This window comes from Paenibacillus sp. ov031, assembly GCF_900143165.1.
GTDB classification, from domain to species: Bacteria; Bacillota; Bacilli; order Paenibacillales; family Paenibacillaceae; genus Paenibacillus; species Paenibacillus marchantiae.
In genome coordinates this window covers 297143-314151 of the sequence record NZ_FRDO01000006.1, presented here as the reverse complement: position 1 = coordinate 314151, position 17009 = coordinate 297143, and the positions used below count along the sequence as shown (strand labels likewise).

The following is a 17009-nucleotide window of genomic DNA, read 5'->3' as shown; positions in this document are numbered from 1 at the left end:
TAAGGATGACTGAACAACGTTTGCAAGGGAAAGTTGCAATTGTAACCGGAGGTGGCTCAGGAATTGGTCAGGCAACAGCCATTCGTTTCGCTGAGCATGGGGCCAAAGTGTTCATGCTGGACCGGACCCCGGAGAATGCTGAGAAAACCAAACAGACGATTGAGAATGCAGGCGGAGAAGGCCACGTCATTGAATGTGATATATCCAAACCGGACAACGTGCAGAAAGCAATCAATCAGGTAGCGGAGCAAGCTGGACAGCTTGATATTGTATTTGCCAATGCGGGCATCAACGGCACGATGGCTCCCATTGAAACGATGGAACCTGAGGACTGGGATCAGACGATGGGCATCAATATGCGCGGCACGTTCGCAACTGTGAAGTACGCCATACCCCATTTGAAAGACCGCGGAGGAAGCATTATTATTACGAGTTCCATCAACGGTAACCGTGTATTCTCTGGCATAGGGTTCTCTGCATACGCTTCCAGTAAAGCAGGTCAGACAGCTTTTACAAAGATGGCAGCATTGGAACTGGCTCGTTACAAGATTCGTGTCAACGCCGTCTGCCCAGGAGCCATAGACACGAACATCGATGACAACACCTATCCTTCGGACGATCTGAAAGAAGTACAGATCCCGGTTGAATTTCCCGAAGGTCATGAACATCCACTCAAAGGTGAACCCGGAACGTCGAAGCAAGTCGCCAATCTGGTGCTCTTCCTCGCTTCCGATGAATCTTCCCATGTGACGGGCACCCGGATCTATGTGGATGGAGCGGAATCTTTGCTCCGTGGATAAGGATTAGAAACATGTTCCATGTGGAGTTAACAGCCAAACATCCCGCAAACGATCTGGATATCCAGACCGCTGCGGGATGTTTAGTTTGAAATATATCTTTATAGAAGAACGAAGAACAGCTCCCGCTGCCTACTATCGGTATCGGATGACCTTTAACTAGAGCGCTGAACTCTTTCCTCTCTTCACTCGATTATTCAGCCGCTCCGGAATGGCAAAGAGTAGGACGTACATTAGGGAGAACATGACTAACGCCAATACCTCTTCCCCAAGAATGTACAAGGGATAGGGGCCCAACATGTCGAGCACTGAAGGCGTATTCGGTTTGTGTCTCAGGAACATATAATTGGCTCCAAGCAGGACATCCACACCATATACGACCAACGCAGCCACGTTCACGTATATCATCGAACCCAACACAGATCTCCAGCTTGGACGAAGCTGTTCCACCCAAGTCATATAGAGCAACGCCCCAATAATACAAGCGTGAGCAGTAAAAAATTGAATGAAACGAAAATGTGCAAAACCATAACCGAGATTAGGAGTTACAATTGCCATCAATGCCCCTGCGATTCCTGCGAATAACAATGCAGAATGCAGCAGTCGGCTGCGTGTCAATAATAGCAGCGCAGATAACAATAGTGACAGACTGCATAACTCCAGCGGCAATGAAGTCTGTAGACTCCACACATCCCCATATACATACCAGAGCTGAAGCACAATTTCACAGCCCAACATGACACATGCCAGAGCGATCCGAAAGGTACGGCGTGTGTTCGTTGCCCAGGACCGCAGCCAATTCCGCAACAGAAACATCAATAGAACCAGTGCGGCAATCACACCGATCGCCCATAGGTGGGAACTGGAAAACAGCATAAACGGTTTTGCATCATAAGGGTCTAGCCACTGAGGATAAGCCATGTTCCTCTTCTCTCCTTCTCATTACACAAACACAGTTTATCTCTTTAATGTTAACTTTTTCATTTTGTCATTGAATGAATGCACTGTCCAGATGGAATTCTAAATTAGGATTGTATTTTAAATATCTTTATGTTAAGATAAATCCAACAACAAAACACACAAAAAGTTAGTAACTTTCTTAACGGAAATATTATAAACAATAAATTAGCCACCAGGAGGAATTTATAATGCAAATCAAAGGACTTCACCATGTATCTGCACTGACCGCACACGCCGCTGAGAATTATCGGTTCTACACCAACGTCATGGGTTTGCGATTGATCAAAAAAACAGTCAATCAGGATGATGTTTCGGTCTATCACCTCTTCTATGGAGATGAAAAAGGGAATCCGGGTACCGAACTTACCTTCTTTGAGATTCCGATGGCCGGACAGACACGCGAAGGCGTGAACAGTATCTCAGCAACATCACTTCGTGTTCCTAGCGATGCAGCCCTGACGTACTGGCAACAGCGTTTTGACGAATTCGATGTTCCTCATGGAGAAATCACTGAACGCGGTGGGCGTGCCACTCTCTCGTTTACGGACTTTGAAGGACAACGTCTGATTCTGGTTTCTGATGAACACAATACAGGTGTTGCAGGGGGCAAACCTTGGGAACAAAGCCCTGTACCTGTCGAGTATGGCATTGTAGGCTTAGGCCCAGTCCATCTTACCGTTAGAGACGCGTCCCTTACGGCTCCAGTTCTTACTGAACTGCTCGGCTTCCGTCAAAAAGGAACCTATCCTGCTTTTGTCGCAGGCCAACCCGATGTACTCGTCTTCGAATCCGGTGAAGGTGGAAATGGCTCTGAGGTGCATGTCGAAGAACGAAATGACCTTGCCCAAGAACGCCCTGGACGAGGCAGCGTGCACCATGTTGCCTTCCGCGTCGATAATGAAGAAGAACTGAAACAATGGGTAGAACGGGTTCATAATTTCCGATTCCCGAATTCCGGTTTCGTAGACCGTTTCTACTTCCGCTCCCTGTACTTCCGTGAAGCCAATGGCATTCTGTTCGAGCTGGCAACCGATGGTCCCGGCTTCGACACGGATGAAGAATTGGCTCATCTTGGAGAGTCCCTGGCATTGCCTCCATTCCTTGAAGGTCGCCGTGCAGAGATTGAAGCGAATCTCAAACCGCTCGATACAGCAATTCGCTAACCTGATCATACGTCCCAAAAGAACAAAAAAACGATTATCACTATGCCAATCCGGAACAACCATCCGGCTGATGCATAGGCGATAATCGTTTTTAATATCTCGTTTATTTTTTGGTTAAATATGAGGTCGTCAACGGAACAAACAGGGAGGCACCCGGGTCCTCATCAACGATTTCAACAAAGATGGCATCCGTGTCTGCAACATCCACGTCTACCCCAACCAATCCGTCTTCAGGAGCAAGCGATACCGTCTTGAGCGTTGTATTGTTTTCGTCCATAATCTCAAGCTTCTGTGAACCGCCAAGAACAGCCAAATCGAGATGAAGCTTGGCATACTTTTTCTGGGTCATAACTTGGAAGCTCTTGCCTTGCTTGGCTGTGTCGGTATGCAGGTAAACATCTTTGTAATCTTTGCCTTTGTACGCCGTTTCGGCCGGATCTTTGGTATGCCAGTCCGAGGTGCCCAAGGCTGCAGTTCCCAGCGAACTTAATGTCAGCTTGCCGGTTTCGGATGGCGGTGCAGATCCATTACTGCTGCCAATGTTAACGGATGATGTTGCGCTGTCATACGTAATTTCTGTACCGAGCAGTGTGCCGACTGCACGCACTGGCAAATAGGTCGTTCCGTTGTAAGTAATCGGCAATACCGTTTTCCCATTGGCATCTTTGGCTGTTACCGTTGTCCCATTTAATTTCAGAGATATCTTGCTGTTCAAATACGCTTTGATCGGTTCCAGACCCGTTGCTGCGAGTGCGCCAGTGCCGATGCCGAGAGTTAGTGTACCCACCATTAAGCCCAATACAACCTTCTTCTTCATGAATGATCCCTCCTAAAGTATGAAATAGATGAGTTCCATCCTTTATACATTTAAACGACTAAAGTGTTTGTGTCAACCATTTCATGGTAAATTGCTGGAATGAAATTCGCTTTTGGATAGCACAAAGCGAGGCTAAAGGTACATCATTTTTTCAGCCTCACCCGTTTCCCTCTGTCATTTCAGACCGTGGGGACATATTTTTTTATCATTGTTCTCAGCTATTCTGCGCTTATCTGATTACTTCCGTTTAATCAAAAGATTCATAGTACTCATCTTCATACTCTTCCGTGCTGTATTCCAAGTCCACAGCCTGCCACTCGCCATCTTTATAGTCATAGGCAAAGTTCAAGTCACCGTCATATAAACCCATACCGTATGCACCGGATGCCGACACAACCAACTTGCCATTCTCCACACTGTAATAAACAACACCGCCGAACTTGAGCTGCTCGTTATACACTCCCTCGCTCGTGTCTTCCTCCATTAGGGAAGGTTCTGAATGAACACCATCAACGGTAACGTTGATCGTCACCTGACCTGGTGTAACACTGACTTTCGAATTTACATGCTGCTTCACAATCTCATCCAGTGATTGCATCTTCATCTCTTCCAGCGTTTCTGGATCGATAATATGTGCTTCACCCAGATAGATGCCTGTACCATGACCAGCTGTAAACAACACAACAATCTCCTTCTTGCCATCTCCATTCAGATCCAGTTCGTGCACTTCGGGTTTGTAGGATCCGCCTTCTCCTTGCCATTTGCTGAATTCACGTTTCTTGCCGTTCACTTCCAACACCATTCCGTTATATATATATCCTGAACCTTCGACTTTCATGGGGTATAGTCTTACATTCTCATTTTCTGGAGCAACCGAAACGTACTCTCCCTTTACAGGAATCGTTTCCTTCGTTGTAAACGCTGCTTCATTCATTGTTTCTATATTGGAAGCCACGACCGCTGAGGTCTGGCTGGATTGATCATCTATGTTAAGCTGTTTTTGCGATTCATTCATGGTTCTGGCAGACGAAGTTGTACTAATCGTCGCTACCGCCAAAATAATCATCAGCAGGATACCTGTCCAAGTTTTCAATATGCTGGGCTCCTTAATCTGTAGTGGAATACTACCATTATATCTTCATTTATCGCCCAAGCGTTGCGATTTTGTTAATGTTTCATAAAAAAATCTTTACATATTTCAGTTTCTACGAAAGAACGTTCGGCTTTAACCATAATAAGCAAAAAAACACCCCGGAAACAGCTTAAGGCTGCATCCGAAATGCTTTCGTTTTGTCCATTAATCGATCTGTTAACTGTCTCAGCTCTTCAGCCGAGGATGAAATCTCCTGCATAATTGCCGTCTCTTCATGTGCCGCATCCATAATCCGTCTTGCCTCATCCGAGAAAGATCCGGCTTTCCCTTGAATCTTTTTCACATGGCCGTGCGTTTGTTCTACGCGGCTGGTCTGTTCCCCAATTTTGGATCCGATTTCATGAGCGCCCTTCATAAACACTTCTACCGTACCTGTAAGCTCCTGCAACGTCTGATCAACAGAGATCGTGCGCTCGGACTCATTCACAACGAGGCCATGCTGTTCATGAATCAGTTGGGCTGTATCCTTGATACGCTGCTGAACACGGCTGATCAGCTCATTAATCCGATGCACCGATTGTTTGCTCTCATCTGCCAGCTTACGAATCTGCTGAGCAACGACAGCAAAGCCCGATCCCTCTTCTCCCGCACGTGCAGCCTCAATGGAAGCATTCAGGGCAAGCAGCCCTGTTTCCTCTGCAATGTTTTTGACAGACTGAGTAATGGCTTCAATATCCGAGGCTTCCTTCTCAAGCAGCACCATGATGTCCCGGGAACGGTTGTGTGACTCCGTCAGCTCGTCCATTCCTTTCATCAAAGAAGAGAAGGTCTGCTTCGTATGATCAACAGAACGTTCCATCTGGCCGGACATCTCTGTCATCCCAATCGACTGACTGTGCATACGCTGAAAATCGTTCAACATCTCATCCGCTGTAATCAAAGACTGATGTGATGTCGTCTTCTGCTCTTCCACACCCACAGCAATATGATCCACCGCATCAGACATCATCTCGATCTGCTCCGCTGCCTGGGCGATTGCTTCACTAAGTGACTGGGCGTTCTGTGAGGTTGTACGTGTACTATCTGTAATATCGTTTACAATACTTCTCAAATTAAAAACCATTACTCGAAAAGCATCATATAATACAGTAATTTCATCCTGTGTTCTCCGCTCTGGAATCTTGGCCGTCAAATCCCCCGATGAGACTTGTTGTGCGGCACGGGACAAATGCACAATTGGACGAGTCAACCAACGAGAGGCAAACCAGCCCAGAATCGCGTTCCAGCATACGCCCATGATGAGTACGATAGAGATATACAACCAGCTTGGCATGGAGAACGAGAGCCAATCCTGAAGGAAAAATATAAAAAAGCCGCTAGTTCCGTACGTAATCAGTGAAATCAGTACCAAACCTGCGACGGTTTTTGCGCCTAAAGTCCATTTCATATTCACACCTCATAGTCCTTTTTTCCTATTTTACCAATAGATAACCAAATTACATGTGATTTAGATCACTGAAAACGACAAATTAACCCCCATCTTATTCTTCATGCATGACTTCTCCTCTAAGTGGAGCATAATTGATAAGACGAGTTTTGACTGACTGAACCTTTAATCCACCAAGGTGATATCCTTAATTTAAATTATTTATCGGCAAGAAGGGTGAAATGATTTAGCTTGGCATCCATTTTGCTTAAATGATATACTGAGTGCGCTTCGGCATTGCCGGAGCTGACCTATTTTTGGATGCCACTGGAGGCGAACGAAATGTCTACAATGTCCACAAGGACGGAGAAAGATTTTATTGGAGAAAAAGAAATTCCTGCTTATGCTTATTACGGAATACAGACGGTTCGGGCTGTAGAGAACTTCCCGATTACCGGCGTTCCTGTACACCGGGAACTGATTACAGCTCTGGCTGCGGTGAAAAAGGCTGCGGCAATCACGAATATGGAGCTGAAGATGCTGCCACGCAAAATTGGCGATGTCATCGTCATGGCTGCTGAAGAAATGATGAAAGGCCATCATCTGGATCATTTTATTGTTGACTCCATTCAGGGCGGTGCAGGCACCTCCATGAATATGAATATGAACGAAATTCTGGCCAATCGTGGACTGGAACTGTTATTGCAGAACAAGGGTGACTATTTCCACTGTAACCCGAATAACCATGTAAACATGTCCCAATCCACCAATGACGTGATCCCAACTGCACTGCGCATTGCTGCGTATCGGTTGTCGGAAACGTTGCTTGATACGATGAAGCGTTTGCAGGATGCGTTCCGCAAAAAAGAACAGGAATTTAACGATGTAGTCAAAGTAGGCCGGACACATCTTCAGGATGCTGTGCCTATTCGACTTGGACAAGAGTTCGGTGCCTATGCGCGTGTTATCGGACGTGATATTGAGCGTCTGGAGTTCGCAAATCGCCGCCTGCTCACCATTAACTTGGGTGCGACGGCTGTAGGTACAGGTCTCAACGCGAAACCCGAATACATCGTTAAAGTCACGGAGCATCTGTCCGATGTGACAGGATTGAATTTGCAAACGGCCGAGGATCTTGTGGATGCCACACAGAATACGGATGCCTATCTGGAATTGTCGGCTGCACTGAAAGTATGTGCTGTCAGTCTGTCCAAAATCTGTAACGATATTCGTATGATGGCTTCTGGCCCACGCGCAGGATTCAATGAGCTGCGTCTTCCACCGCGTCAGCCAGGTTCGTCCATTATGCCGGGCAAAGTGAATCCGGTTATGGCGGAAGTGATCAATCAGGTATCCTTCCAGGTTATGGGGAATGACCATACGATCTGCATGGCCTGTGAAGCTGGTCAATTCGAATTGAACGTCATGGGCCCTGTTATTGCGTTCAACTTGCTGCAATCGCTGAAAATCATGAATAATGGTATCGACGTCTTTACTCGTTATGCCGTTGAAGAGATGGAAGCGAACCGTGAGCGTTGTGCATTGATTATGAAGCAGAGCTTTAGTGTAATTACAGCGCTTAATCCACATCTGGGCTATGATGTGGCAGCCTCCATTGTGAAGGAAGCGTTGAAGACCGGAAACACCTTGCAGGAGATCATTCTGGAACGGGGTCTACTGACACCGGAAGAACTGGAAGAAATTTTGCATCCGGAGCAGATGACTACTCCTGGTATTGCAGGTGAGCACTTCCTGCACAATATGGAACGGTAGTAAGCTGTTTAAGTTCCACTAATGAATATTTACATTGACACTCCGATGATAGAACAACCTTCCGATTGCTGTTAAATCGGAACGAATAACCCCCGCAGACCGTTACCACGGCTCGCGGGGGTTACTTGTTTAGGATATATAATGAAGGCAAACGTCATTCATGCCCAGCGCTTCCGTTCAAGTGAAGGCAAAATCTGAAGCTCTTCCCTGTATTTCGCAACCGTTCTGCGGGAGATAACGATGCCTTCATTCGCGAGTAATGCGGTGAGTTGGCTATCCGAGTATGGGCGTTCCGCCCGTTCAGAACGAATCAGCTCTTTCAGTCTGAGCTTCACCGCCGGCGCAGAGGCCATTTCTCCATTCGTTGTTTCAAGACCTGATGCAAAAAAAGCCTTGAGTTCAAAGACACCATGCGGTGTCTGAACATATTTGCCATTGACCGCACGGCTCACCGTCGACTCATGCATGCCGATGGCCTCTGCAATAATCGCCAGATTGAGCGGCTTCAAACCGGCAGGTCCTTCACGCAGAAAAGATTCCTGTTCGCTCATGATTGCAGCTAGGACACGCATCAGAGTTCGGCGACGCATGCGTACACTGCGAATGATCGCTCTCGCCTCTGCTGCCCGGCCTGACCATACCTCATCTGCATCAATCTCCTTGATCCAGCGACAACAAGCTTCGTTCAGGGATACCCGCGGCACACCCGCTGAATTTAAACGTAGAGAAAGTTCATCATTCCTTATCTGCACAACGGCATCCGGAATAATATAATGTGGACGTTCCGTACAACCGATGGATCTGCAAGGTTTCGGGTCTAGACAAGCAATATAGTCATAGGCTGCCTGAGCCTGCTGTGAAGAAATCCCTAGTCTTGTTCCTGCTCTGCCTGGGTGGAAACGAACCAACTCCTCCAGACCTTTCGCCACCATGTACTCCGCATGCTGGTTAGCTAATGGATCACGCCTAATCTGAAGCAACAAGCATTCACGCAAGTTGCGCGCTCCCACACCTGCCGGGTCCAGCGACTGGAGAATGTCCAGGGCTGCTTCAGCCTCAGGCATCGATATTCCCCTTGCCGATGCAACCTCAGTCAATTCCATCGGTAGATAGCCATCATCGTTGACACAACCAGCCAAATATACAGCTGTTGTCTCCATTGCAGGTGTAAGATTCTGCAACCGAAGCTGAGATATCAACAAATGTTCAAGTGTAGGTTCGGCGCCTTTCATCTGTAACAGCGGATCATAAGAGGAGAACCTCTCCTGATTCAACCGTCGGGGAAGACGGGTGCGCAGGGTAGAGGGCTCTTCTAGCTCAAGCACCGGATTTTCATCCGCCGCCTCCTGCAAATAACGAGTCAGCTCCTGACCCGACAAGGTCAGCAGATGAATGGATTGCTTCATCTCCGGCGTAATGGATAATCGAATACGCCCCTCCTGCACCAACTGAAATCCTAACATCCGTCTCCCCCCTTAAGCGCTGCTCAAGCTACTCCAGTATACTGACGAACAAAGACTATTTCAGGAAATGATAGCATAAAAACCAAGCGATTACAGCGGGCCCAGACCCAATTTTCAACTAATATTTCTCGGATACCAACTTCGCTTGGGTGAACAGCAGCAAGTAGTCTCTTCCCCCTGCCTTGGAATCTGTTCCCGACATGTTAAATCCGCCAAATGGATGTGTACCCACGAGTGCACCTGTGCATTTACGGTTAAAGTATAGATTCCCCGCAAAAAATTCCCGTCTGGCTTGTTCCAGATGTTCGCGATTGCGCGAGATCACCGCACCTGTCAGTCCATAATCGGTATTATTGGCAATATCCAATGCATCCCCGAAGGATTCTGCCTTGATAAAGGCCAACACCGGTCCAAAAATCTCTTCCTGTGAAATCCGCGCTTGCGGGTCCACATCAGCAATAATGGTCGGTTCAATGAAATAACCTGCCTCGTTCCCTGTACTACCACCGAGTACAAGGCGTCCTTCACCCTTGCCTATTTCAATATATTCTGTGATCTTGGCATACGCCTTGTCATCGATAACCGGACCTACCTGATTTCCGACTTCAAGCGGACTGCCCATGCTCAGTTGCTTGGTTCGTTCAATCACTTTTTGCAGTACCTCGTCATATACATCTTCATGAATAATGGCACGGGAACACGCTGAGCACTTCTGTCCCGAGAAACCAAACGCTGAAGCCGTGATGGATTCCGCAGCCAATTCCAGATCACTGTCGCTATCTACAACAATTGAATCCTTGCCACCCATTTCAGCAATCACCCGTTTAATCCACTTCTGACCCGGTGCGGTGCGTGCTGCACGTTCATTGATCCGCAGACCGACATCTCTGGAACCTGTAAAGCTGATAAAGCGGGTGAGCGCATGGTCCACCAGATAATCGCCAACCTCACTGCCCGGTCCTGGCAAATAGTTCACTACGCCGTCCGGCACACCCACTTCTGCAAGCAACTCCATGAATTTGGCGGCAATAACCGGTGTTGTGCTGGCTGGCTTCAATACAACCGTGTTGCCAGATACCAATGCAGCAGAAGTCATGCCTGCCATAATCGCGAGTGGGAAGTTCCATGGTGGAATTACAACCCCCACACCAAGCGGTATATAACTCAATTCATTATCTTCGCCTGCAATTCGTGTGAGCGGCTGTGGTTCACTCAGACGCTGCATCTCACGGGCATAAAATTCCATAAAATCAATAGCTTCGGCTGTGTCCGCATCCGCTTCTGGCCATGTTTTTCCTGCTTCGTACACCATCCATGCCGAGAATTCATGCTTACGACGCCGCATGAGCGCCGCCGCTTTGTACAAATAACGGGCCCGTTCATTCGGGTCCGTATGCTTCCAGGTGCGGAATGTTTCCGCAGCCGTTTGGATGGCCTGCTCAGCAAGCTCTTGATCGGCCTGATAGATCTTTCCGACGATCTGATTTTTGTACGCAGGATTCACGGAGGATACCGTGCGGGCGCTTGTTATTTTTTGTCCACCAATAATAATGGAGTATTCCTGGCCAAGTTCAGCCTCCACCTTGCGAAGTGCGTTCTCAAAAGCTTCCCGGTTGGCCGGGACTGCAAAGGATGTGAATGGTTCGTTAACAAAAGGGATATTCATGAATGATTTCCTCCTTCAGATGTGGGGGTTCGCTGGCTGTTTGCCTGAGTTGCCATGCATTTTACTCATCACCCAATATATGTAGCAAGATCCGTGCCAACTCCGGTTGATGAAGGAATATTTTTTAAAAATAAATATTATCCTTCAAAATTACCGCCCATTTTCTTCTATGCAGAACAACCTTGGCATGATTATTGCTTGATATCTTTGTTATAAAGAAACATGATCCATTAAGGAGGAACCCCGATGAGTATCGGAACCGAAATGTACCGTAAAACGCTGCTGACCGTCGCAGGTAATAAAGCTGTGGAGAATCTCTCCATCAAATACGGCAAAAAGCTGGCTGGAAAGTTTATCGCAGGCAACACACTGGAAGAAGCTCTCGAAGAGATTCGGGTACTCAACAACAAAGGCATTATGGCTACACTGGATCATCTGGGCGAGGGCATTACCCATTTAAGAGAAGCCGCGTTGTATCGGGATGAGTATATACGTCTGGTGGAAGGCATTGCCCGTCAGGGTGCAGACTCCAATGTCTCGCTAAAACCTACCCAAATGGGACTCGCGCTGGACCCTGAGGAAGGTTATCGAAATATACGTGCGGTTGCCACCCAAGCGAAGCTGCATAATCTGTTCGTCCGGATCGATATGGAGGACAGCCCATTTACCCAAGCGACTTTGGATATTGTGCGCCGTTTACACTCGGAAGGACTGGATAATACAGGTACGGTACTGCAAGCCTACTTGCATCGTACCGTAGAAGATACACGTGATATGATTCGGGAAGGAATCCGGCTGCGTCTGGTGAAAGGTGCTTACAAGGAACCTGCGTCCGTAGCTTATCAGAACACTTCAGAAGTGATTGATCAATTCAAAACGATGATTCGCAATCATCTCGATCAGGGGGTATACACTGCGGTTGCTTCACATGATGACCACATTATTTCCTGGACCAAGCAATATGCAAAGGACCGGGGAATCTCCCCGGATGCGTTTGAATTTCAAATGTTGTACGGCTTGCGCATGGGCGAGCAGGAACGCCTGGCCAGGGAAGGCTACCGCATTCGTTGTTACGTGCCCTATGGAACCATGTGGTATCCATACTACACCCGCCGTCTGGCCGAGAAACCAGCAAATCTCTGGATGGTGGTCAAAAATATGTTCAGATAATTTCCCTGCTGGACTCCCTTATATAAAATGCAATGATAAAAACAAAAACCATGCTGCCACTTTCAGGGCACATGGTTTTTTTGTATACACAGTATTCCAGAGCATCCAACTTTTCTTCTCTCTGGTTCATCTCTTAATGTCTAAAAAATGAGCATCCCCAATTTAAAATGTCTATTTTTTTGGACACATCAATTAATTAATTGATGCATTCTCATTAAGGATTTATCCCTATTCCCAATGGTCCGGAATTTACGGTAATTGTAGCTGTAACGGTATTAGTATTTCCATCAATAACCGAGATCGTGCCACTCGTATTGTTCGCGACATAAACTCCATTAGTTAAAGGATCCACTCCTACACCGGATGGTGCAGATCCCACTGGAATGGTGGCAACGACGGTATTGGTATCTCCATCAATGACAGATAAATTATTGCTGCCGTTATTTGCAACATAGACAAAGTTCGTATTTGCGTTCAGTCCTGCTTCAAACGGCCCAGTCCCTACTGGAACGGCAGTTAGAACGGTATCGGAAAATCCGCTAATAACAGAGACCGTATCGTCCCCATTATTTTCCACATATAACCGGTTATTTGTTGGATTCACCGCTACTCCCAACGGCTGTGCTCCTACATTAATAGTATTTACGACGGTATTGGTGCCTCCATCAATGACAGAAACTGTATCGTCCCCTACATTAGTTACATAGATGAGGTTGGTTATCGGATTTACCCCTACACCAAACGGTTCAGTACCCACTGGAATGGTAGTCACAACTGTGTTGGTATTTCCATTAATAACGGAAACGGTGTTGTCGCTGAAATTATTCACATAAATGAGGTTCGTGTTTAGATTCACAGCTATTCCCTCTGGCTGAACACCCACTGGAATGGTTGTGACGACGGTGTTGGTATTTCCATTAATAACAGAAACAGTATCATCCCCAAAATTAGTTACATAAATCAGGCTCGTGTTTGAATTTACTGCTATAAACTGGGGTTCGCTGCCCACGAGAATCGTGGTTACAACGGCATTGGTATTCCCGTTAATTACACTAACATTATTACTTCCAGAATTAGCTACATAAATTAAATTCACGGAAGTAGGTATACCAGTGGCTCCTGTGGCTCCCGTGGCTCCCGTAACTCCAGTAGCTCCCGTTGCACCTGTTGCACCTGTAACCCCAGTAGCTCCCGTGACTCCTGTTCCTCCGGTAACTCCAGTATCGCCTGTTGCCCCTGTTGCTCCGGTAAACCCAGTAACTCCCGTTACCCCCGTTGCACCTGTAACACCAGTAGCTCCCGTAACTCCAGTAGCTCCCGTGACTCCTGTTCCTCCGGTAACTCCAGTAGCTCCCGTTGCCCCTGTTGCACCTGTGACACCAGTGTCTCCTGTTACTCCCGTTGCTCCAGTAACCCCAGTGTCTCCTGTTACTCCTGTTACTCCGGTAACACCAGTAGCGCCCGTTACCCCTGTTGCTCCGGTAACTCCAGTAGCTCCCGTAACTCCTGTTCCTCCGGTAACTCCAGTATCGCCCGTTGCTCCTGTTGCACCTGTAACACCGGTAGCTCCCGTGACTCCTGTTCCTCCGGTAACTCCAGTATCGCCCGTTGCTCCTGTTGCACCTGTAACACCGGTAGCTCCCGTGACTCCTGTTCCTCCGGTAACCCCAGTATCGCCCGTTGCTCCTGTTGCACCTGTAACACCGGTAGCTCCCGTGACTCCTGTTCCTCCGGTAACCCCAGTGCTGCCTGTTGCCCCTGTTGCTCCGGTAACGCCTGTTATACCCTGAGACTCACCCAGCAACTCCTGAGAAACCAACCGATGAGCCGTCACCAACTCACCTTCAGCATCTTTGCCCCAGACAGAAATTTGCGCTTCCGGAGCAGCCGTGTCTGCAGTTGAAAATACAAACTCGAACCCATCAAAATTCGCCACATAGTCTTTGGTCATAACCTGATTAGGCAACACATTAAATAGTTCTTCCACATACAACGTTCTAACCCCATCCAAGAAGTACCCCAAAAGAAGTACATTATACACATCAGTCAAATTTCGGTTATCAATTTTAATTGTGACAAATTGAGTGGGACGTGTACCCGTTACACCTGAAATATTATTTTCAATGGGACCAGTTGATAAAATGGTCATTCAATCACCCTCCTTTGTACCATGACTTAATTCCCCTCAAGTTGCCTATCTATTTCATCCCGAGCCTAATTGTTCGGCAGATACTAGTCGGTGCGCGTCTACCAACTCACCCATTGATGTCTTTCCCCACACGGAAACCTCGGTCTCATTCACAGCTGGACCACTGATGGTGAATACGAACTCGTAAGCAACGAAGTTTGTACTATAATTCCTTGTGAGTACCTGGTTAGGAAACACTTCGATCAACTCACTGACATACATCGTTCTCTCACCGTTCAAGATGTAACCATAAATCTGAAGAGCTGAACTATTGACCAAATCCCTGTTCACAATCCTCACCGTTACAAAACTCGAAGGATTCACACCAAGAACTGGACTATTGTCAATGGGTCCGGTTGATAGAACAGTCATACAATCCCCTCCTTCAGGCAGCCTATTCCCCATTCTGCTTCAGAGCTCATAGCTTGAGTTAGCTGCTCAATTGTTGAATAAGAATAGACGCATTGGCATTGATCTGTGATCCACCTGCCAGAGTTTGCAGATCAACAGTCGATGCACTTGAATGATTTCGTAATGTCAACACATCACCGGGAGCGGCGGTGATAATAATCATTCCTGGATTCGGTTGAGTGCCGGCTCCTGAACCATAGACACTACCGCCTACAGGGGCTCCGTTTTGATAAAGGGTGAATTGGTTTGCCTGAACGCCTGCAACGATGAAGAATATCGCATAGTCCCCAGCATTACCAATAATAATTCCAGCCGTACCCGGTGTATGAGTAATGTTAGTAAGGTTTTCATTGCTATCGAAGGTTATATCCGTCTCGGTAGCTACAGACTGAGTTGAAGTATTAAAAATGTAGCCATAGGACGACAAACCTTGCCCTGTAGAACCCGTGGCTCCTGTCACTCCGGTGGCGCCTGTTGCACCCGTCACTCCGGTGGCTCCGGTTACTCCTGTCGCTCCAGTGCTGCCTGTTACTCCCGTCACTCCAGTGCCGCCTGTTGATCCCGTAACCCCGGTATCGCCTGTCGCTCCTGTTACTCCAGTCCCACCCGTTGATCCCGTCACTCCGGTGCTGCCTGTTGATCCTGTCACTCCAGTGTCGCCTGTTGATCCTGTCACTCCAGTGCTGCCTGTTGATCCTGTCACTCCAGTGCTGCCTGTTGATCCTGTCACTCCAGTGGCTCCCGTTGCCCCGGTAGCGCCTGTTGCACCTGTGACTCCAGTATCTCCAGTTGCACCCGTAACCCCGGTATCCCCAGTTGCACCCGTTACTCCAGTTACTCCAGTGCTTCCTGTTGATCCCGTCACTCCAGTGGCTCCTGTTGCACCCGTAACCCCGGTGGCGCCTGTCGCTCCTGTTGCTCCCGTTACTCCTGTTGCTCCCGTTACTCCAGTGGCTCCTGTTGCTCCTGTCACTCCAGTGTCGCCCGTTGATCCCGTAACCCCGGTGGCGCCTGTCGCTCCTGTTACTCCAGTGCCGCCTGTTGCTCCCGTTACTCCAGTGCCGCCTGTTGCTCCTGTCACTCCAGTGCCGCCTGTTGCTCCTGTCACTCCAGTGGCGCCTGTTGCTCCTGTCACTCCTGGTACTCCGGTGGCGCCTGTTGCACCCGTAACCCCAGTGGCGCCTGTTGCTCCTGTCACTCCGGTGGCTCCCGTTGCTCCGGTTGAGCCTGCCCCTACACCTGTGGCACCTGTTGCACCTGTGGCTCCTGTCGCTCCGGTTACACCTGTTATGCTCAGGGTTTCACCCAGCAACTCCTGTGATACCAATCGGTGAGCCGTGACTAACTCTCCTTCGGCGTCTTTGCCCCATACGGAAATTTGTGCTTCCGGGGCAGCGAGGTCTGCTGTGGAAAATATAAACTCGAACGCATCAAAATTTGCGCTATAATCTTTGGTTATGACCTGATTGGGCAACACATTAAACAGTTCTTCTACATATAACGTTCTGACTCCATCGAGATAGTACCCCAAAAGAAGAACATTATATACATCTATTGAATCCCGATTATCGATTTTGACGGTGACGAATTGAGTGGGGCGGGTACCGGTTACACCTGAAATATTGTTTTCAATGGGTCCGGTTGATAGAATGGCCATTTCATCATCCTCCTTTTTTATTCTTCTTCATGCGGATTGAGCCTTCGTATAGCATTATTCAGAAGTTTCTTAATGGTGTGGACAATTCATGTTCTATATGAATAATCACTTAAACAGCCCGGTATCAGGGTGAGAGATAATAGTGCAGTTCACCATTTAAATGTCAGTTTTAATAACTCGCACCTCACTTGAAATGCTGATTCGTTCATATCAATTAACAATTATTCCTAAACAATAAAATTGTAAGCGCATAACAAAAATAAAAAATCAATATCCCTCTCTTCTGCGCCGATAACATGTATGCTTCATGTCAAAAAATATATACACACTACATTTGGAAAGCTATAATATGGGTAACCATCATCCCCCCAATCATTTCATTTGGGGGCCACTTGTAAGTAGCTCGTGCAACAGGTGTACTTTCC

13 protein-coding genes are annotated in these 17009 nt (G+C 47.6%); 4 read left to right on the top strand and 9 right to left on the bottom strand.

Features of this window, described 5'->3' with window-relative positions:
• Positions 1–5 precede the first annotated feature (5 nt).
• On the top strand, positions 6–800 hold the full coding sequence (locus BUA17_RS23530; protein WP_063564608.1) for an SDR family oxidoreductase: 795 nt from the start codon (positions 6–8) through the stop codon (positions 798–800).
• 156 nt (positions 801–956) lie between these two features.
• Here BUA17_RS23530 and BUA17_RS23525 read toward each other — a convergent pair whose 3' ends face one another.
• The gene (locus BUA17_RS23525) at positions 957–1718 is read right to left on the bottom strand and encodes a YwaF family protein (RefSeq protein ID WP_063564609.1); all 762 of its coding nucleotides are present in this window, start codon (positions 1716–1718) and stop codon (positions 957–959) included.
• 227 nt (positions 1719–1945) lie between these two features.
• Between BUA17_RS23525 and BUA17_RS23520 the strand changes: the two genes are divergently transcribed.
• Complete coding sequence (locus BUA17_RS23520) at positions 1946–2920, top strand: ring-cleaving dioxygenase (protein ID WP_063564610.1); 975 nt, start codon at positions 1946–1948, stop codon at positions 2918–2920.
• Between the two features lie 103 nt (positions 2921–3023).
• Here BUA17_RS23520 and BUA17_RS23515 read toward each other — a convergent pair whose 3' ends face one another.
• From BUA17_RS23515 to BUA17_RS23505, 3 genes are all read right to left on the bottom strand, one after another.
• Positions 3024–3737 (bottom strand): stalk domain-containing protein, encoded by a 714-nt coding sequence (locus BUA17_RS23515; RefSeq protein WP_064640268.1) that lies wholly within the window; start codon positions 3735–3737, stop codon positions 3024–3026.
• Between the two features lie 247 nt (positions 3738–3984).
• Entirely contained in the window at positions 3985–4830 is an 846-nt protein-coding gene (locus BUA17_RS23510; RefSeq protein WP_063564612.1) for a hypothetical protein, read from the bottom strand.
• Positions 4831–4999: 169 nt separating this feature from the next.
• Positions 5000–6277 carry a methyl-accepting chemotaxis protein gene (locus BUA17_RS23505; RefSeq protein WP_063564613.1) on the bottom strand — a complete coding sequence of 426 codons (1278 nt, stop codon included), beginning with the start codon at positions 6275–6277 and terminating at the stop codon, positions 5000–5002.
• A gap of 321 nt (positions 6278–6598) precedes the next feature.
• Here BUA17_RS23505 and BUA17_RS23500 point away from each other — a divergent pair, with 321 nt between their 5' ends.
• Positions 6599–8029 (top strand): aspartate ammonia-lyase, encoded by a 1431-nt coding sequence (locus BUA17_RS23500; protein ID WP_063564614.1) that lies wholly within the window; start codon positions 6599–6601, stop codon positions 8027–8029.
• Between the two features lie 158 nt (positions 8030–8187).
• Here the strand turns inward: BUA17_RS23500 and rpoN are convergent, their stop codons facing one another.
• Both rpoN and pruA read right to left on the bottom strand, forming a co-directional pair.
• A complete protein-coding gene (rpoN, locus tag BUA17_RS23495) occupies positions 8188–9492 on the bottom strand; it encodes an RNA polymerase factor sigma-54 (protein WP_063564615.1) in 1305 nt (434 codons plus the stop codon).
• 118 nt (positions 9493–9610) lie between these two features.
• Complete coding sequence (gene pruA, locus BUA17_RS23490; RefSeq protein WP_063564616.1) at positions 9611–11158, bottom strand: L-glutamate gamma-semialdehyde dehydrogenase; 1548 nt, start codon at positions 11156–11158, stop codon at positions 9611–9613.
• Between the two features lie 246 nt (positions 11159–11404).
• On the opposite strand from pruA, the gene BUA17_RS23485 reads away from it, so the two are divergent.
• Entirely contained in the window at positions 11405–12328 is a 924-nt protein-coding gene (locus BUA17_RS23485) for a proline dehydrogenase family protein (RefSeq protein ID WP_063564617.1), read from the top strand.
• A gap of 214 nt (positions 12329–12542) precedes the next feature.
• On the opposite strand, the gene BUA17_RS23475 is transcribed toward BUA17_RS23485, so the two are convergent.
• The 3 genes from BUA17_RS23475 to BUA17_RS30955 are packed head-to-tail and all read right to left on the bottom strand — an operon-like array spanning position 12543 to position 16584.
• Entirely contained in the window at positions 12543–14477 is a 1935-nt protein-coding gene (locus tag BUA17_RS23475; protein ID WP_083584842.1) for a beta-propeller fold lactonase family protein, read from the bottom strand.
• A gap of 54 nt (positions 14478–14531) precedes the next feature.
• Positions 14532–14888: a hypothetical protein gene (locus tag BUA17_RS23470; protein ID WP_072735198.1), complete on the bottom strand. Its 357-nt coding sequence runs from the start codon at positions 14886–14888 to the stop codon at positions 14532–14534.
• A 58-nt stretch (positions 14889–14946) separates the two neighbouring features.
• Positions 14947–16584, bottom strand: a complete 1638-nt coding sequence (locus BUA17_RS30955) for a collagen-like protein (protein ID WP_072735197.1) — start codon at positions 16582–16584, stop codon at positions 14947–14949.
• Positions 16585–17009: the final 425 nt, after the last annotated feature.

Bases quoted from the DNA above. Each gene is read 5' to 3' on its own strand.
- BUA17_RS23530 (WP_063564608.1), top strand. From the start codon at position 6: ATGACTGAACAACGTTTGCAAGGGAAAGTTGCAATTGTAACCGGAGGT.
- BUA17_RS23525 (WP_063564609.1), bottom strand. From the start codon at position 1,718: ATGGCTTATCCTCAGTGGCTAGACCCTTATGATGCAAAACCGTTTATG.
- BUA17_RS23520 (WP_063564610.1), top strand. From the start codon at position 1,946: ATGCAAATCAAAGGACTTCACCATGTATCTGCACTGACCGCACACGCC.
- BUA17_RS23515 (WP_064640268.1), bottom strand. From the start codon at position 3,737: ATGAAGAAGAAGGTTGTATTGGGCTTAATGGTGGGTACACTAACTCTC.
- BUA17_RS23505 (WP_063564613.1), bottom strand. From the start codon at position 6,277: ATGAAATGGACTTTAGGCGCAAAAACCGTCGCAGGTTTGGTACTGATT.
- BUA17_RS23500 (WP_063564614.1), top strand. From the start codon at position 6,599: ATGTCTACAATGTCCACAAGGACGGAGAAAGATTTTATTGGAGAAAAA.
- rpoN (WP_063564615.1), bottom strand. From the start codon at position 9,492: ATGTTAGGATTTCAGTTGGTGCAGGAGGGGCGTATTCGATTATCCATT.
- pruA (WP_063564616.1), bottom strand. From the start codon at position 11,158: ATGAATATCCCTTTTGTTAACGAACCATTCACATCCTTTGCAGTCCCG.
- BUA17_RS23485 (WP_063564617.1), top strand. From the start codon at position 11,405: ATGAGTATCGGAACCGAAATGTACCGTAAAACGCTGCTGACCGTCGCA.
- BUA17_RS23475 (WP_083584842.1), bottom strand. From the start codon at position 14,477: ATGACCATTTTATCAACTGGTCCCATTGAAAATAATATTTCAGGTGTA.
- BUA17_RS23470 (WP_072735198.1), bottom strand. From the start codon at position 14,888: ATGACTGTTCTATCAACCGGACCCATTGACAATAGTCCAGTTCTTGGT.
- BUA17_RS30955 (WP_072735197.1), bottom strand. From the start codon at position 16,584: ATGGCCATTCTATCAACCGGACCCATTGAAAACAATATTTCAGGTGTA.